Here is a 15838-nt window from a genome sequence, read left to right on the forward strand (position 1 = left end):
GTCTTCGCACCCCGATACGCCACATCACGACACACAAGGAGAGAATCGTGAAGAGTCAGGCCCCCGCCCGGCACTACATCGGCGGGGAATGGGTCGCCTCTGACACGACAGGAGTGTCCTGCTCACCCGCCGACGGGGAGCCGCTCGGCACCTATTACGAGGTGGACGAGGCGCAGGTCCGGGAAGCGATCCGGATCGCCAAGCACACCTTCGCCACCCACGCGTGGCGCACCGACCGGCAGCTGCGCGCCCGGGTCCTCAACGAGATGGCGGACCGGATCGAGGCCGCCACGGACGAGCTCGCCCTGATGCTCGCCCGCGAGAACGGCAAGATCCTCCCGGAGGCGTACTTCGAGCTCAGCCTGACACCGTCGAAGCTGCGTTACTACGCGGCGCAGGCGCTCACCTCCTCCGGCCGCGGCGACCGTGTCCGCCCCGGGGTCTACTCGACGCTGCTGGCCGAGCCGATCGGCGTCGCCGGCGTGATCGTGCCGTGGAACTCGCCGGTCGTCCTCGCCGTCCGCTCGTTCGCCCCCGCACTGGCCGCGGGATGCACGGTCGTCATGAAGATGGCAGCGCAGACCGCCCTGGTCAACACGCGGTTCACCGAACTGCTGGCCGACTGCCCCTCGCTGCCCGCCGGTGTGCTCAACGTGTTCAACGAGTCGGGCAGCGTGGGCGCCAAGCTGCTGGTCGGCTCCCCGGACGTGGCCGCGCTGAGCTACACGGGCAGCACGACGGTCGGCCGGCAGATCATGACCGACGCCGGCACGACGCTCAAGCGGCTCTCCCTCGAACTGGGCGGCAAGACGCCTATGATCGTTTTCGAGGACGCGAACCTCGACGCGGCCGTGCCGACGATCGTCGCCGGGATCACCACGTTCGCCGGTCAGTTCTGCATGGCCGGCAGCCGGGTCCTGGTGCACGAGCAGGTGGCGGAGGAGGTCAAGGCCCGGCTCGCCGAGGCGCTCGGCCAGGTGCGAGTGGGGCCGGGGGACGCCGAGGGGTCGCAGATGGGCCCGCTCGTCGACGTCGCGGGAAGGCAGCGGCTGGAGGATCTCATCGCCGCCTCATGCGGCGATGCCGAGGTCATCGTGCCCGGCGGCCGGCCCGACGACGAGAGTCTCGCGCGGGGCGCCTACTACCGCCCCGCGCTGTACGGGGTGTCCGACACCGATTCACCCCTGGTGCAGCGGGAACTGTTCGGCCCGGTCGCCACGTTCGAGACCTTCGGCACCGAGGAGGAGGCGGTGCGCAAGGCCAACGCCACCGAGTACGGCCTCGCGGCCTCGGTGTGGACCGCCGACGGCGCCCGGGGGCTGCGGGTGGCCGACGCGCTGGACGCGGGCACGGTCTGGACGAACGGCTGGGCCGTGGTGCTCGACCAGTTCGAGGAGGGCGGCTACAAGCAGAGCGGCCTTGGCCGGCTGAACGGCACCCGCGCCCTTGAGGAGTTCCAGGAGTACAAGCACATCGTGCAGGTCGTCTGAGTCGCCCGATCCGGGGTGGGGACGCGCGGCAGCGCGTCCCCACCCCGCCGGTCACGTGCTCTTCGTCCTGCGCAGCGTCTCCGACGGCGACTCGCCGTAGATCGACCGGTACAGCGACGAGAACCGGCCATGGTTGTAGAAGCCCCAGGCGGCGGCCACGTCGGCGACCGTCACCGAATCCGAGGGCGGGTGCAGCAGGTCGGCCCGGGCCCCGCGGAGTCGCACGTCCCGCAGGTACTGGGTGGGAGTGCAGCCAAGGTGGGTGAGGAACTGGAGCTGCAACGTCCGCGCGCTCACCCCGGTCGCCTCGGTCAGATCGGCCAGCGTCGGCAGGCTCTGCGCGTGTTCGTGGACGTAGTCGAGCGCGCGGCGCAGCACGCCGGGTCTCACCGTGTCCGTCTCCTGCCGCAGCAGCCGCTGGTGCGGCCCCGAGGCGGCGACCAGCAGATTCGTCAGGATCATGGACTCCAGCTGTCGGCGTGATCCCGCGTCACGCGCGAGGATGCCGCCCTCGTCCCACTCCGCCCGCACGAACTCGATGCACCGCAACAGCCCCCTGCCCGCGGGCGACTCCAGGTTCATCACCAGGTCGAAGTCGATGGGCTTGTCGATCGTCTTCCGCACCAGGCCGGCGAGGTGGCCCTCGATGTCCGCGCGGGGGATCTTCAACGCGAACTGGGCCGCGTCCGCGGCCCAGTCGATCGTCTGCGCGCGGTGTGGCAGCAGAATCGCCGCGCTGCCCATCCCACTGGTCGTGCCCCGCTCGCCGCCCTCGCGGGCCACCCGGCTGCTCCCGGCGAGGGTGATGTTGACGTGGTACCAGTGGTCACTCGGCGGCAGGGTGATCCGTGCCTCGGTGCCGTACGTGAGGTAGCCGAGCGTCAGGCCGCCGTTCTGCACCGCGTTGAGCCGGGCGTCCAGGCTGGTGCCGTCCAGGGGTCGCAGCGTGTGCGGCTCGTATACCTCGGCGACGACCTGCTCGGCCAGGGCCGCGTCGCCGGTACGGAGCCGGCCGTGCTGCCGAAGCGGCTCTTCGGAAGCTGTCGTCCAGGACATGGGCACGGGGACCTCCCACGCGGAACAACGTTGGTTTTTGTAGTGGAATGACCTTTATATGACGCCTTGACCGAATATCGCCGGAGTCTACCTCGATGACCGGGCGAGCGCGGTCACTGGCGCGGGGGCCCGGCAACGTCCCGTCCGACCTGGCGGCAGACCCGCAGGAGCTCGGCGGTCACGGCCTCGAGTCCGCCGGCCGCCATGCGCACGGTGGGCAACGCGACCACGAGAGCGGCGTGGTTGCCGTCGATGACGCCGATCGAGGCGCCCACCGCCGTCACCCCGGGCTCGCTCTCGTCGTGGTTGCATCCGAAGTGGTTGCGGCGGACGGATGCCAGTTCGCGGCGCAGGGCGGCCAGGTCACGGATCTTCTCGCCCGGCGAGGGGGCCGTCCCGCCCGCGAGGAGCGCGTCGATCTCCTCGGGTTCGAGATCGGCGAGCATCGCCTTGCCTCCGGACGTGCGGCAGGCGGGCATCCGCGCGCCGACACGTAGCCCCACGCGCAGCGACTGGGTGCCCTCGATCCCGTCCACGAAGAGCACCTCGGAGTCGATCCGCACCATGAGGTGCACCGTCTCGCCCACGGCGTCGAAGAGCTTCTGGAGGTACGGGCGTATCCGATCGGGCAGGGCCGGCATCTCGATGGTCCGCAGTTGCAGCAGGGCGGGCCCCGGCAGGTACAGCCGCTTGTCGCCCTGCGCGGCGAAGCCCCGATGACACAGCGTCGACAGCAGGCGATGGGCCGTGGACGGGGCGACGTCCAGCTCCCGCCCCGCCTCCGTCACGCTCAGCCGGCCCCGTTCGGCCAGCAACATCAGGAGGGCCAGCGCCCGGTCCACCGCCTCGACCCGGTACGGATCTTTCTGCTCCACAGAAAGATAGTAGGTTAGTTTTGCGCGAGACGGAATAGTTTGGCAGCATTCCCCGGGAGAGCTGCGGAAACGCACGTCGAGGACGAGGCTCCGCATGGCACCCGGCTGCGGGTGCCGGCCGGGCCTTTCAGCTACGGAGGCCCGACGATGACCCCCCAGAACCAGCCGGTCGCGTACGAACCGGCCGCCGGCCGGATGACCCGAGGAGACGGCCCGGAGCTCGACCGGCTCTACCGGGACTTCGAGGCCGAGCACCTCATCCCGTTGTGGACGCAGATCGGCGACCTCATGCCGGCGCACCCGCGGCCGAAGGCCGTACCGCATGTCTGGCGCTGGTCGACGCTCTACCCCCTGGCTCAGGCGGCGGGAGAGCTGGTCCCGGTGGGGCGCGGAGGCGAGCGGCGCGCGATCGCGCTGGCGAATCCCGGCCTTCCCGGCCGCCCGTACGTCAGCCCGACACTGTGGGCCGCGATCCAGTACCTGGGCCCGAAGGAGACCGCACCCGAGCACCGGCACACGCAGAACGCGTTCCGCTTCGTCGTCGAGGGCTCCGGCGTCTGGACAGTCGTGGACGGCGACCCGGTCCGGATGTCGAGAGGCGACTTCCTGCTGACTCCGGGATGGCGGTTCCACGGCCACCACAACGAGACCGACCAGCCGATGGCGTGGCTCGACGGCCTGGACATCCCGTTCTCGTACCACACCGACGTCGGCTTCTTCGAATTCGGCTCGGATCGGGTCACCGACTACGCCACGCCGAACTACTCCCGCAGCGAGCGGCTGTGGTGCCACCCCGGACTGCGGCCGCTGTCCGGCCTGCGTGACACGGTGTCCTCTCCGATCGCCGCCTACCGGTGGGAGCACACCGATGCCGCGCTGACCGAGCAGCTCCTGCTGGAGGACGAGGGCCTGCCGGCGACAGTGGAACAGGGCCACGCCGCCGTCCGCTACGTCAACCCCACCACCGGAGGGGACGTCATGCCCACCATCAGGGCGGAGTTCCACCGGCTGCGGACCGGCACCGCCACGCCCACCCGCCGCGAGGTCGGCTCCAGCGTCTTCCAGGTGTTCGAGGGCACGGGACAGGTGATCCTGGCCGGCGTGGAGCACGATCTCGCCAAGGGCGACCTGTTCGTCATCCCGTCGTGGGTGCCGTGGTCCCTGCGGGCGCGAAGCCGGTTCGACCTGTTCCGATTCTCCGACGCTCCGATCATGGAGCGTCTCCACTTCAACCGTGTGCACAGTGAGGGAGAGCAGCGATGAGGCTCGCGACCATCCGTCTCGGCCAGAGCACCGCCGCCGTCCGCGTGGACGGCACGACCGCGGTCGAGACGGGGTTCACCGACGTCGGCGCGCTCCTGCGCGCCGGCGCTCTGCCGGCGGTGGCCGCCGCCGACGGCCCCCGGCACGACTTCGCCACCGCCGTCCTCGCGCCCGTGGTGCCCAGGCCCGGCAAGATCGTGTGTGTCGGGCTGAACTACCGCACCCACATCACGGAGATGGGCCGCGAGCTGCCGGAACACCCCACGCTGTTCGCGAAGTACCCCGAGGCTCTCATCGGCCCCCGCGACGATCTCCGGCTCCCCGCCGAATCCGACCGCGTCGACTGGGAGGGCGAACTCGCCGTGGTCATCGGCCGGCGGGTGCGCCGGGCCACCGACGAGGAGGCGTCCGCCGCCATCGCCGGATACTCCGTGCTCAACGACGTCACCATGCGGGACTACCAGTACCGCACTCCGCAGTGGCTCCAGGGCAAGACCTGGGAGAGCAGCACACCGTTCGGTCCGGTCCTCGCCACCGCCGAGGAGATCCCGGCGGGGGCGCTGCTGACCACCCGGGTCGACGGCGAGGAGGTGCAGCGCGCCGCGATCGACGACCTCGTCTTCGGCCCCGCCGAACTGGTGTGTTACATCTCCACCATCGTCACCCTCGAACCGGGCGACGTCATCGCCACCGGAACGCCGGGTGGCGTCGGCCACGCGCGCAGGCCGGGCCGCTACCTCGCGGCCGGCCAGACCCTAAGCACGAGCGTTGACGGCATCGGCGAGCTGTGCAATGTCGTGGTGGCCGAACCGGGTCGCGAGGTGGTGCCGGGATGAGCACCGATCCGGACGAGGCGGCACGCGCGGCGCTGCGCGAACGGCAGGGCCCCGGGGCCCGGTACGACTCGCCCGACGCCCCCGCCGGAGAACTGGCCTGGGCACGTCTCGGCACCGCCTACTTCGCGCGCAGGCTCAACGAGCTGACCGACGCCGAGCTGGAGGCGCCGAGCCTGCTGCCGGGATGGTCACGCCGGCACGTCGTCGCCCACGTCGGATACAACGCTAGAGCGCTCAGCCGTCTCCTACAGTGGGCCCGCACGGGGGTCGAGACCCCGATGTACGCCTCCCCGCAGCAGCGGGACGCGGAGATCCGGCGGGGCGGCACGTTGCCGGCGCATGCGTTGCGCAGCCTGTTCGCGCACACCGTGGCGCATCTCGACGTCGAATGGCGTGACCTTCCCGGCGCCGCCTGGGACGTCGAGGTGCGCACCGCGCAGGGACGGCTGGTGCCCGTACGGGAGACCGCCTGGATGCGCGCCCGGGAGGTCTGGGTGCACGCGGTGGACCTGGACAACGGTGCGGACATGCGGGACTTCCCGCCCGACCTGCTCGGCGAGATCGCCTCTGATGTGCTGCGCGCGTGGCGGCGGCGCGGAGAACGAGTCGACGTCACCGTCGCCGCGGCCGGCCGCGACCCTGTCGTCCTCGGTGCCGGCGGCCCCATCGTCTCCGGCACGATGCCCGATGCGGTCCGCTGGCTCGTCGGGCGCGGGGCAGGTGAACTGACGAGCAGCACCGGGGTGATCCCGGCTCTTCCCCGATGGTTCTGACCCTCGTCCGGGGTCACCCGACGGCGGTGATACGGGCGACCTCGGGCGTGTTGAGGAACTCCTCCAGCACGAGCGTGGCGGCGCCGAGCGCGACGGCGTCGGGGCCGAGCCGGCCGAGGACGATCGACGTCGCGGCGTACGGCTCGGCCAGGGAGTCGGCGGCCGTGGCGCGGCGGATGTCGGGCAGCAGGCGCTCGCCGAGCCGGGCGCCGACCCAGCCGCCGATCACGATCTTCTCCGGGTTGACCAGGTTGACCAGGTTGGCCAGGCCCACTCCGAGGTAGGTGACGGTCTCCTGGATCACCGGGGACTCCGCGGCGAGCAGCCGGTCGAGATCCTCCTCCCAGTCGCCCTGGGAGGCGACGCCGGCCCGGTCGAGGATCGCCTCGATCCCGACGTACGCCTCAAGGCATCCCCGCCCGCCGCAGCGGCAGGGCCGGCCGCCGGCCACGATCTTGGTGTGCCCCCACTCCCCCGCGCTGTTGCTGACCCCTCTGAATGTGGTGCCGTCGGCCACGATCGTCGCGCCCACGCCCACCCCGAGCAGCACGATCACCGCCTCGGTGGACCCCCGGCCGGAGCCGAACCACAGCTCGGCCTGGCCCAGCGTCTTGGCGCCGTTGTCCACGTACAGCGGGAGCGAGGTGCCGCGGCGCAGGAGCGCGCCGAGCGGAACGCCGTCCCAGCCGAAGGGCTTGGCGTGGATGACCCCGTCGGGGCCGGGCTCGACGATGCCGGGGACGCCCACGCCGATGCCGAGCACCTGCTCGGAGGGGACGCCCGCGTCGGAGAGCACGACCTCGACGCCCGCCAGGATGTGCCTGGCGACCAGTTCGGGATCGTGCCTGGCCGGCCGCAGCACGTAGTCGACCTTGGCCCGCTCGGTCATCTCCAGGTCGAACAACCCCACCCGGACGTGGTTCTCGGCCATGTCGACGCCCACGGCGAAGCCGTACTCCGGGTTGACCCGCAGCAGGACGCGGGGACGGCCGCCGTCGGACTCCACCTGGCCCGCCTCGACCACGATGTTCTCGCCCAGCAGGCCGGCGGTCATCGTGCTGACCGTGGCGGCGCTCAGGCCCGTGCGCGCCGTGAGGTCGTTGCGGCTGGTGGGCCCGGAGAAGTAGAGCGTGTGCAGCAGCACGGCCCGGTTGCCCCTGCGGATGTCCCGCACCGTCCTGCGCTCGGGCCTCGCCATGACCGACCTCCCCGTCGTCACGGGTCATCTTAGTTCAGGAGCGAAAACAAGTGGCTGCGCCTTCTTACGCCCACACCGTCGCAGCCGCCGGTTACCCGGCCGTTACGACGGCGTGTCGCCACCACGTTTGTTCGGAGCCTGAACGAAGCGGATCGGAGACGGTCTCCGGCGGCCCGCCGGGAGCCGCCGGGAGCCGCCGGGAGACCGCCCCGGGTCAGTCGAACTCCGGCCTGGTGGTACGGCTGCGCTTGAGCTCGTAGAAGTACGGGAACCGCGCCATGTCGTAGGCGCCGTCGAAGACGCGCACGGCCTCCTCGCCCCGCGGGATGCGGGTCATCACCGGGCCGAAGAACGCCACGCCGTCGATGTGGATCGTGGGGGTGCCCACTTCGTCGCCGACCGGGTCCATGCCCTCGTGGTGGCTGCGCCGCAGCGCCTCGTCGTACTCGTCGGAGCCCGCGGCCTCGGCCAGCTCGGCGGGCAGCCCGAGCTCGGCGAGCGCCTCCTTGGCGACAAGCTCGTAGTCGTCGTTGCCCTGGTTGTGGATGCGGGTGCCGAGCGCGGTGTAGAGGTCGCGCAGCACGCCCTCGCCGTGCCGCTCGGCGGCGGCGATGCACACCCGCACCGGGCCCCACCCTCGGCCGAGCAGCTCGCGGTAGCTCTCGGGCAGCTCGTCCCTGCCCTCGTTCAGCACCGAGAGGCTCATCACCCGGAACCGCAGGTCGATGTCCCGGTGCTTCTCGACCTCCAGGATCCACCGCGACGTGATCCACGCGAACGGGCAGATGGGGTCGAAGTAGAAATCCACCTTGGGACGGCTGTCGGTGCCTGCCTGGCCGGTTGCGCTCATGGACGGACTCCCCTGAAGAGGTTGACGGAGGATCGGGGGGCTCCGCGAGCGTATCCACAGGTGGGACGGACACGGACACGCGCCCCGACCCCTGAAACCTCCGGGCGTCCGCCCTCATTCCCGGCAGGCATTGCCGGGATCCGGCGGGCACGCGCCCAGGGCGCCGCCCGGAGGGCACGGCCGCGATCTCTAAGGTGTCCCCATGGTTGAGATCCACGGCACGGCGACGGCCCGCGAGAAAGCGGCGGCCCTGCGGGCGCTCCACGTGCCCGGCGACCCCGTCGTCCTGCCCAACGCCTGGGACGCCGCCTCGGCGCGGGCCGTCGCGGCGGCCGGGTTCCCCGCCGTCGCCACCGGCAGCGCGGCGGTCGCCGCCGCCCTGGGCTACGAGGACGGGCAGGACACCCCGGTCGACGAGATGCTCGCCGCCGTGGCCCGCATCAGCCGGGTCGTGTCCGTCCCCGTCACCGCCGACGTCGAGCGCGGCTACGGCCTCGACCCGGCCCTGCTGGTCCGGCGACTGGCCGCGGCGGGCGCCGTGGGCTGCAACCTGGAGGACTCCGACCCCGCGACCGGGTCCCTGCTCGGCGCGGCCGAGCAGGCCGAATTCCTGGCCGCCGTACGCGCGGCGGCGGCCGAGGCCGGCGTCGACCTGGTGATCAACGCCCGGGTCGACACCTTCATCCACGGCTCAGGGTCTCCGGAGGAACGGCTGGCCGAGGCGATCGACCGCGGCCGCCGTTACCTGAGGGCCGGCGCCGACTGCGTGTACCCGATCCTCGCGGGCGACCCCGAGGTGATCCGCGCGCTGGTGCGGGAGATCGGGGGGCCCGTCAACGTGTACTTCCAGCCGGGCATGCCCGCCATCCGCGAACTCGCGGCCCTCGGCGTCGCCCGGATCAGCTTCGGGCCGGGCCTCCACAGCGCGGCCCAGGAGTTCACGGCCCGCATGCTCGGCGCGATCGCGCGGGGCGACGACCCCTTCCCGTCCGGCTGATCCCGGTCCCGCTCCCACCGGCGCTCCTTCGCCGCCGGTCCCGTTTCCGCCCGCCCCCGCCCGGTCTACTCGCCGCCGGGGAGCGGACCCGAATCCCGGGTGTACGACCAGCCCGACCAGCGGTCGATCTCGACGAGGATCGCGGGCCCGGCCGGAGGGCGTTCGCGATACTGGGCGTACTTCGCGGCGAGCCACGCCACGGCCCGGTCGTGTGCGGGCCCGCCCTCGACGACGCGGGCCCGGCCGTCGGCCCGCACCCACCACAGCCGCGCCCAGTCCTCCTCGTAGTGGTCGGCCAGCAGGCAGACGCGGGGATCGTCGCGGATGTCGCGCAGCCGCCGCAGGTCCGTGGTGCTCTTCGGCTTGTGGTCCACGGCGGTCACCACCACGTCCCGGGAACCGGTCGCCTCGGGGTCGTACGCCGTGGCGAACGTCACCGGGACGAGGCGCGGCGCCCCCTCGGCCCCGGCGGTCGCGAGGCGGGCGACCCTGGCCGCCGCGAACAACTCGCGGGCTCGGCCCTCGGGCATCCTCACCCGTCCAGGCTACGGCGTCGCCGCGTCGACGCGGTTGATCGTCTGTGGGAGGCGGCTTATGGTGTGCGCCATGGAGGCATCTGAGTTACTCGAGCGGGCCCGCTCGCGCGCGACCGACCCCGAAGATCCCCTGGAAGTGCTGTCCGCCGCGATCGCGCTGTGCGGCGAACCGGGCGGCGAGGCAGACGCCCTGCTCGACCTCGCCGTACGCCGGGCCCGGGAGGCCGGCGCGTCCTGGACCGCCATCGGCGAGCGGCTGGGCTACGTCCACCGGCCGGCGCGCAGGCGCTTCACCCCCGCCTTCGCCCACCGGCACCTGGTCAACCGCCGCATGAAGCGCGAGGTCGCCTGCTCCTTCTGCCGGAGGCCGCCGGGGCCGCGGGTCCACATGGTCCACGGCGAGGGCGGGCGCATCTGCGACAAGTGCGTGGCCCTGGCGGGCGACATCGTCGCCGGGCTGGCCCGCCGCCGCTGAGGACGCCGCCCGGCTCCACCCGGCTCCACCCGGCTCCACCCGCCGGACGCGCCGACGCGGGTACGCGTGACGCGACAGGCCGCCCGGAGGTCCGGTCAGGTGACGGTGAGCCGCCGGGCGTAGCGCTCGTCCCGCCACCGCTCCTCGCCGAGCACCTCCGCCAGCGCGGTCGCCGCGTCGAACACGTCCACGTGGCGCAGGTACAGCGGGGCGAAACCGAAGCGGACGAGGTCGGGCTCGCGGTAGTCGCCGATCACGCCCCGGTCGGCGAGCGCGCGCACCACCGGGTAGCCCTGGGGATGGCGGTAGCTGACCTGGCTGCCCCGCCGCTCCGGGTCGCGGGGAGTGGCCAGGACGAGCCCGAGCCCCGGGGGGACCAGGTCGTCGAGCAGGTCGACGAACAGCGAGGTGAGGGCCAGGCTCTTGGCCCTCACCTCCGACAGGTCCACCCGCTCCCAGATGTCGAGCGACGCGTTCAGCGCGGCGTACGAGAGGATCGGCGGGCTGCCGGTGGCGAACCTGCGCACGCCGGGGGCGGGACGGTAGTGCGGCTCGAAGTCGAACGGCGCGGCGTGGCCGTGCCAGCCCGACAGCGGGTTGCGGACGGCGTCCTGATGGCGCGGCGCGACGTAGAGGTAGGCGGGCGCGCCCGGCCCGCCGTTGAGGTACTTGTAGGTGCAGCCGACCGCGAAGTCCGCCTCGCCCACCCGCACCGGCATCGCCCCGGCGCTGTGGCACAGGTCCCAGACCATCAGCGCGCCGGCCGCCCGCACCTGTTCCGTCACCGCCGCCATGTCGCGGGCGGCGCCGGTCCGGTAGTCGACCTGCGAGAGCAGCACGAGCGCCACGCCGTCGTCGAGGGCGTCCGCGAGCGACGGGCCCCGCTCACCGATGTCGCGGATCTCGTACGAGCCGAGCGCCCGGGCCGCGCCCTCCACGACGTACCGGTCGGTGGGGAAGTTGTCGAGATCGGAGACGATCACGCGGCGGTCCGGCCGCAGCGGCAGGGCGGCAGTGACCACCTTGAAGATGTTCACCGAGGTGGAGTCGCCCGCCAGCACCTCGCCGGGGCCCGCGCCGATCAGGGGCGCGATCCGGTCGCCGGTGGTCTGCGGCATGTCCCACCAGCCGGCCGTGTTCCAGCTGGCCCCGAGGTGCCTGCCCCACTCGGTCTCGACGGTGCGGGCCACCCGTTCCGGCGTGTGCCGGGGCAGCGCGCCCAGCGAGTTGCCCAGCAGGTAGACGACCCCGGGAGGAAGCGAGAACTCATCCCGGAACCCTCTCAGCGGGTCCCTGGCGTCGAGATCCTGACATTCGGCACGGCTGACACCCATCGGCACCTCCTCCTTCTCCGCATTATGTCCCGAAATATCCGATCTTGTAGAGCATGCGATGACACAGCGTGGACGGCAGAGCCATACCGGTGGGGACCGTTCCACCGAATGCGGACGGCAATAAACCCCAGAGATCACCACAGCGGCACTATCAGCCCAAAGTAAGCACAAGACGCACCCAAGACTCTGTGCGATCGTGGACAAGACGGGGCAAGTTCTCTGGAGACGCCAATCCCCCGTTGGTGACAGAGGGTGATCAAACGTGACGGAGTCCCCGGTGCATCATGAGTCCCCGATTTATCGCCGCATCGCCGACAGGCTGCGCGATCAGATCCTGTCCGGCGCACTCGGTGACGGGGACCGGCTACCGGGCGAGAACGCGCTCATGAACGAGTACGGCATCGCACGGGCCACGGCGCGGCAGGCACTCGCCGTGCTGATCAACGAAGGGCTCGCCGTGCCGAAACGAGGATCGGGCGTCTACGTACGCCTGTTCCGCCCGATCCGCCGCCACGGGTCCCGCCGGCTCTCGCGCGAGCAGTGGGCCCAGGGCCTGGCCATCTGGGACTCCGACACGCGTGGCCGTTCGTACACGGTGGACGAGGTGCGGATCCTGCGCGAGGCCGCGAGCGAGCACGCCGGCCGCGTGCTCGGCGCGGCGGAGGTCTGGGTGCGCCGCCGCCGTTACTCGGTGGACGGCCGTCCGGTGCAGCTCGCGGCGTCCTGCTTTCCCGCCGATCTCGTGGAGGGCACGGCGGTCGTCCTGCCCGACACCGGTCCCGGAGGGGTGTACGCCCGCCTGGGCGAGCTCGGCCACGCCCCGGTCCACTTCAGTGAGGAGGTGCGGGCGCGGATGCCGCTGCCCGGGGAGGCCGAACTGCTGCACCTCCCGGCCGGCACGCCGGTGATCTCCGTCACCCGGGTGGCCTTCGCGGAGGGAGGGGTGGCGGTGGAGGTCAACGAGATGACGCTCGACGCGGCGTCGTACGTACTCCAGTACGACTTCGACGCGTAGATCAACTGGACAAGTCCGCCGATAGGTTGACCTGTCCATCCCGATCATTGATTTCTCTAGAGAAGTCCCGCACCGTGAAGAAAGAGACGTCAAGAACACCGGGCCTACGGCGAGGGAAGGTGGACGGGTGTCCTTTGACCGACGCCTTGCCGAGATCGCTCGGGAGTTTCCGGAGTGGACGATCTGGCGGAGTGACGCGGGCCGGTGGTGGGCCACCCGGCACCGCCCGCTCACCTCGGCCCAGCGGGCGGCCGGCTGCGCGATGACCATCGACGCCGACGAGCCCGACGGGCTGCGCGAGCAGCTGCGCGAGCAGGAGGAGTGCGACGCCGCCGCCGATCCATGAGCGCGGAAGCCCCCGACCCGATCGGGGGCGGGGGCTTCCGCCACCAAAGATCGTTCAGCGCGCGTTCCCGCGGCTCACTCGCCGGCGACCCGCTCCTCGCCCGGAGCGGCGCGGCGTACGCGGCCGAGGTCGACGTCGGTGTCCTCGGGCGACGCCGCCAGGTCGGGCCCGATCTCCGCGTGCCCCCCGGTTTCCACGTGACCGGCGTCGGCGTGGTCCTGCTGCTCGGCGCGCCCCGCGTCCACGACCAGGACGGCCTCCTCCTCGTCGCCCTCGGCCGGGTGGCTCCCAGGCGTGTGAATCCCGGACTCGGACGCGCCGGGCGGCTCCTCCCCGGACGGCGCGGTGATCTCCCGGGGCTGCGGCGCGAAGTCACCCGCACCGAGAGCCTGGACCTGCGGCGCGGGCGGCAGCACGGTGGCCTCGTCGACCAGCGCCCCGGCCGTCGACTCCCGGTGCATCAGGTCACCGAGCACCGAGCCGATCTCGTTGAGGCGGCGGACGACCTCCGTGTGGGTGTCGGTCAGGTAGGCCACCCGGCGGCCGGTGTGCTCGTCCAGCGCGGTCACCCGCTGCTGCGCCGCCGCCAGCATGGCCTCGGCCTGGCCGCGCGCATCGACGAGCAGCCGCTCCGACTCCGTCCGGGCGTCCGTGAGCAGGCGCTCCGACTCGGCGCGGGCGGAGCGGAGGGTCTCGTCGGCCTCGGCGCGGGCGCTGCCCAGCGTCTCGTCGGCATCCGCGCCCGCCTGCGCCAGCAGCCGCTCCGACGTCGCGGTGGCGTCGGCGACCCGGCGCTCGGCCTCGTCCTGGGCGGCGGACCTGATCGCGTCGGCCTGCTCGCGCGCGGACGTCACCAGCCGCTCGGCCTCCGCCGTGGCGCCGTCCCGCAGCCTCGTGGCCTCGGCCTCGGACGCCTCCTTGTTGGCCGTCGCCTCCTCCTGCGCCAGCTTGAGGATCTGGCTCAGCCGCTCGCCCAGCTCGTCGGGATTCTGCGGCGACTCGGTCATCTTGCGCCGCGCCTCGGCCAGTTCGAGCCGGCTCTGCTCGGCCTGGTCGATCGTACGCGCGAGCCGTTCCTCCAGGTCCCGGATCTGGTTGCGGGTGCGGACCATGTAGTCGTGGACCTGCCTGCGGCTGTATCCACGCATCACGACTTCGAACGAGTCGTCGCTCATCAGGTCGGGGAAGTTGTCGGTCTGGTTCGTCATAGGAAGCCCTGGGGGTCGGAGACAACGACGGTAACGCACGCCAGGACACGACTTTCCTGCTATCCGCCGCACATCGCAACCTGAACGCGGCAGCCGGACGGGAAAACCCGCGGGGCGTCCCGTCACGCCCGCCGGAGGGCTCATGGGATCATCGTGGGATGCCGTACGTAGCCGACCTGGACGACGACGCGACGCCGATCATCCACCCGGAGGCGTGGGTGGCCCCGGGGGCGGTGGTCGTCGGGAGGGTGCGGCTCGGACGCGGCGCGAACGTCTGGTACGGATCGGTGCTGCGCGGCGACGACGAGCGGATCGAGGTCGGCGACGAGGTCAACGTCCAGGACCTGTGCTGCCTGCACGCCGACCCCGGCGAACCGGTGATCCTGGACGACCGGGTGAGCCTCGGCCACCGGGCGATGGTGCACGGCGCGCACGTGGAGACGGGGGCGCTGGTGGGCATCGGCGCGGTCGTGCTCGGTGGAGCGGTCGTCGGGGCCGGGTCCCTGGTCGCCGCCGGGACCGTGGTGCCGCCCGGACGGCGGATCCCGGCCGGCGTGCTGGTCGCGGGGGTGCCGGGGCGGGTGGTCCGCGAGCTCACCGACGACGACCGCGCCTCCTTCGCGGGGACGCCGGACAACTACCTCGCCAAGGCCCGCCGTCACGCCGCGGCCTCGGTTCGGTCCCGATGAGCGTGCCGGCCAGCGCCAGGTGGTCCGAGAGCTCGGGGTCGGTCCTAAGGGCCTCGGCGCCGCCCGGGCGGTAGTCGGCCTCGCTGGCGAAGATGTAGTCGATCTTCCGGCCGCCGCGCGTCGTGGGGTCGCCGCCCCGGCGCAGGGACCCGCACGCGGGGGCGTCCGCCTCGGTGTAGCCGCCGTCGCCCAGGCCCATGCCGTACACGCCGGTGAGCTGGGCGTCGCCGGGCTCGCGGTTGAAGTCGCCGGTGAGGATCACCGGGGCGCCCTCGGCGTACCTCTTCACCAGACCGGTGACCTGCCGCGGCGTCTCGGTGCCGGAGATGTGCGTCACGCAGCAGACCGATCGGCGCGGGCCGACGTCGCCCCGGGCGCACAGCAGGCCGCGCGGGTGGACCGTCTCGCCGGGCGCGGCCGGGGCGTCGGCGCGCAGCAGCCGTCGCAGCGGCGGGCCCTGCGTGCCGTTCCGTAGCGCCAGCGCCACGCCGAAGGTCCTGCCGTCCGGCGGGGCCGTGTGCGGCGTGAGGTCGCGCCAGAGCGTCCTGCACCGGTCCTCGCGGCCCACCCCGCCGCCCCTGGCGTAGCCGTACCAGACGAGGTGATATCCGGGCAGCTCATGACGCAGGAGGCCGACCTGGGCGTAGCACATTTCGGTGAAGGAGGCGACGTCCACGTCCCTCGACCGGATCAGCGCGGAGACCTGGCCGGCCCAGGTCCGGCGGCGCTGCGGCGTCAGGTCGCGGACGCAGGTGCCGGCCCGGTTGCCGGCCGCGCAGACGTTGTAGGTGAGGACGTTCACCCGGTAGGTGTCGCCGGGCGCCGGAAGACCGGCCACCACAAATCCGACAATTGCCACCCCTGCCACAAACGCCCCCATAAGGCAGGAAGCTACTC

General features: G+C 72.2%; 17 protein-coding genes. 9 read left to right on the plus strand and 8 right to left on the minus strand.

Translation table 11 applies throughout. The annotated features are described in order from the left end of the window. Window positions 1–47 precede the first annotated feature (47 nt). Window positions 48–1490: an aldehyde dehydrogenase family protein gene (locus OG344_RS06915; protein ID WP_327048464.1), complete on the plus strand. Its 1443-nt coding sequence runs from the start codon at window positions 48–50 to the stop codon at window positions 1488–1490. 51 nt (window positions 1491–1541) lie between these two features. Here OG344_RS06915 and OG344_RS06920 read toward each other — a convergent pair whose 3' ends face one another. Further along, window positions 1542–2546, minus strand: coding sequence for an AraC family transcriptional regulator (locus OG344_RS06920; RefSeq protein WP_327049463.1), 1005 nt, complete (start codon window positions 2544–2546; stop codon window positions 1542–1544). A gap of 113 nt (window positions 2547–2659) precedes the next feature. Continuing rightward, window positions 2660–3421, minus strand: a complete 762-nt coding sequence (locus tag OG344_RS06925) for an IclR family transcriptional regulator (RefSeq protein ID WP_405087478.1) — start codon at window positions 3419–3421, stop codon at window positions 2660–2662. Between the two features lie 147 nt (window positions 3422–3568). On the opposite strand from OG344_RS06925, the gene OG344_RS06930 reads away from it, so the two are divergent. From OG344_RS06930 to OG344_RS06940, 3 genes are read left to right on the plus strand one after another with little or no spacing between them, the layout of a single operon-like run. Next, complete coding sequence (locus OG344_RS06930) at window positions 3569–4684, plus strand: cupin domain-containing protein (RefSeq protein ID WP_405087479.1); 1116 nt, start codon at window positions 3569–3571, stop codon at window positions 4682–4684. Beyond that, window positions 4681–5520 carry a fumarylacetoacetate hydrolase family protein gene (locus tag OG344_RS06935; protein WP_327048467.1) on the plus strand — a complete coding sequence of 280 codons (840 nt, stop codon included), beginning with the start codon at window positions 4681–4683 and terminating at the stop codon, window positions 5518–5520. Before OG344_RS06930 ends, OG344_RS06935 begins: the two co-directional genes overlap by 4 nt. Next, complete coding sequence (locus tag OG344_RS06940; protein WP_405087480.1) at window positions 5517–6293, plus strand: maleylpyruvate isomerase family mycothiol-dependent enzyme; 777 nt, start codon at window positions 5517–5519, stop codon at window positions 6291–6293. The genes OG344_RS06935 and OG344_RS06940 overlap by 4 nt, the downstream gene beginning before the upstream one ends. Before the next feature lie 13 nt (window positions 6294–6306). On the opposite strand, the gene OG344_RS06945 is transcribed toward OG344_RS06940, so the two are convergent. Together OG344_RS06945 and OG344_RS06950 are read right to left on the minus strand one after the other, a co-directional pair. After that, on the minus strand, window positions 6307–7491 hold the full coding sequence (locus tag OG344_RS06945; RefSeq protein ID WP_405087481.1) for an ROK family protein: 1185 nt from the start codon (window positions 7489–7491) through the stop codon (window positions 6307–6309). Between the two features lie 214 nt (window positions 7492–7705). Beyond that, a complete protein-coding gene (locus OG344_RS06950; protein ID WP_327048470.1) occupies window positions 7706–8341 on the minus strand; it encodes a disulfide bond formation protein DsbA in 636 nt (211 codons plus the stop codon). A gap of 202 nt (window positions 8342–8543) precedes the next feature. On the opposite strand from OG344_RS06950, the gene OG344_RS06955 reads away from it, so the two are divergent. Further along, window positions 8544–9338 (plus strand): isocitrate lyase/phosphoenolpyruvate mutase family protein, encoded by a 795-nt coding sequence (locus tag OG344_RS06955; protein ID WP_405087482.1) that lies wholly within the window; start codon window positions 8544–8546, stop codon window positions 9336–9338. Window positions 9339–9403: 65 nt separating this feature from the next. On the opposite strand, the gene OG344_RS06960 is transcribed toward OG344_RS06955, so the two are convergent. Next, entirely contained in the window at window positions 9404–9868 is a 465-nt protein-coding gene (locus OG344_RS06960; protein ID WP_327049464.1) for a TIGR03668 family PPOX class F420-dependent oxidoreductase, read from the minus strand. Window positions 9869–9944: 76 nt separating this feature from the next. Between OG344_RS06960 and OG344_RS06965 the strand changes: the two genes are divergently transcribed. Continuing rightward, window positions 9945–10349 carry a ClpX C4-type zinc finger protein gene (locus tag OG344_RS06965; protein ID WP_327048472.1) on the plus strand — a complete coding sequence of 135 codons (405 nt, stop codon included), beginning with the start codon at window positions 9945–9947 and terminating at the stop codon, window positions 10347–10349. Window positions 10350–10444: 95 nt separating this feature from the next. Here the strand turns inward: OG344_RS06965 and kynU are convergent, their stop codons facing one another. Next, on the minus strand, window positions 10445–11683 hold the full coding sequence (gene kynU / locus OG344_RS06970; protein WP_405087483.1) for a kynureninase: 1239 nt from the start codon (window positions 11681–11683) through the stop codon (window positions 10445–10447). Between the two features lie 262 nt (window positions 11684–11945). Between kynU and OG344_RS06975 the strand changes: the two genes are divergently transcribed. Next, the gene (locus OG344_RS06975; protein WP_405087484.1) at window positions 11946–12698 is read left to right on the plus strand and encodes a GntR family transcriptional regulator; all 753 of its coding nucleotides are present in this window, start codon (window positions 11946–11948) and stop codon (window positions 12696–12698) included. 127 nt (window positions 12699–12825) lie between these two features. Then, window positions 12826–13044, plus strand: a complete 219-nt coding sequence (locus OG344_RS06980; RefSeq protein WP_150939868.1) for a hypothetical protein — start codon at window positions 12826–12828, stop codon at window positions 13042–13044. Window positions 13045–13118: 74 nt separating this feature from the next. Here OG344_RS06980 and OG344_RS06985 read toward each other — a convergent pair whose 3' ends face one another. Then, the gene (locus OG344_RS06985; RefSeq protein ID WP_405087485.1) at window positions 13119–14252 is read right to left on the minus strand and encodes a hypothetical protein; all 1134 of its coding nucleotides are present in this window, start codon (window positions 14250–14252) and stop codon (window positions 13119–13121) included. Window positions 14253–14410: 158 nt separating this feature from the next. Between OG344_RS06985 and OG344_RS06990 the strand changes: the two genes are divergently transcribed. Further along, the gene (locus OG344_RS06990; RefSeq protein ID WP_405087486.1) at window positions 14411–14941 is read left to right on the plus strand and encodes a gamma carbonic anhydrase family protein; all 531 of its coding nucleotides are present in this window, start codon (window positions 14411–14413) and stop codon (window positions 14939–14941) included. Here OG344_RS06990 and OG344_RS06995 read toward each other — a convergent pair. Beyond that, window positions 14847–15779 carry an endonuclease/exonuclease/phosphatase family protein gene (locus OG344_RS06995; RefSeq protein WP_405087487.1) on the minus strand — a complete coding sequence of 311 codons (933 nt, stop codon included), beginning with the start codon at window positions 15777–15779 and terminating at the stop codon, window positions 14847–14849. The two genes, OG344_RS06990 and OG344_RS06995, sit on opposite strands and share 95 nt — an antisense overlap. Window positions 15780–15838 lie beyond the last annotated feature (59 nt).

Origin of the sequence: Microbispora sp. NBC_01389, assembly GCF_045040095.1 — a bacterium.
Lineage (GTDB): Bacteria > Actinomycetota > Actinomycetes > Streptosporangiales > Streptosporangiaceae > Microbispora.

What these genes read in the sequence shown, in the direction of transcription:
- OG344_RS06920 (WP_327049463.1), bottom strand. Translation starts at nt 2,546, where the DNA reads ATGTCCTGGACGACAGCTTCCGAAGAGCCGCTTCGGCAGCACGGCCGG.
- OG344_RS06930 (WP_405087479.1), top strand. Translation starts at nt 3,569, where the DNA reads ATGACCCCCCAGAACCAGCCGGTCGCGTACGAACCGGCCGCCGGCCGG.
- OG344_RS06935 (WP_327048467.1), top strand. Translation starts at nt 4,681, where the DNA reads ATGAGGCTCGCGACCATCCGTCTCGGCCAGAGCACCGCCGCCGTCCGC.
- OG344_RS06940 (WP_405087480.1), top strand. Translation starts at nt 5,517, where the DNA reads ATGAGCACCGATCCGGACGAGGCGGCACGCGCGGCGCTGCGCGAACGG.
- OG344_RS06945 (WP_405087481.1), bottom strand. Translation starts at nt 7,491, where the DNA reads ATGGCGAGGCCCGAGCGCAGGACGGTGCGGGACATCCGCAGGGGCAAC.
- OG344_RS06950 (WP_327048470.1), bottom strand. Translation starts at nt 8,341, where the DNA reads ATGAGCGCAACCGGCCAGGCAGGCACCGACAGCCGTCCCAAGGTGGAT.
- OG344_RS06955 (WP_405087482.1), top strand. Translation starts at nt 8,544, where the DNA reads ATGGTTGAGATCCACGGCACGGCGACGGCCCGCGAGAAAGCGGCGGCC.
- OG344_RS06960 (WP_327049464.1), bottom strand. Translation starts at nt 9,868, where the DNA reads ATGCCCGAGGGCCGAGCCCGCGAGTTGTTCGCGGCGGCCAGGGTCGCC.
- OG344_RS06965 (WP_327048472.1), top strand. Translation starts at nt 9,945, where the DNA reads ATGGAGGCATCTGAGTTACTCGAGCGGGCCCGCTCGCGCGCGACCGAC.
- kynU (WP_405087483.1), bottom strand. Translation starts at nt 11,683, where the DNA reads ATGGGTGTCAGCCGTGCCGAATGTCAGGATCTCGACGCCAGGGACCCG.
- OG344_RS06985 (WP_405087485.1), bottom strand. Translation starts at nt 14,252, where the DNA reads ATGACGAACCAGACCGACAACTTCCCCGACCTGATGAGCGACGACTCG.
- OG344_RS06990 (WP_405087486.1), top strand. Translation starts at nt 14,411, where the DNA reads ATGCCGTACGTAGCCGACCTGGACGACGACGCGACGCCGATCATCCAC.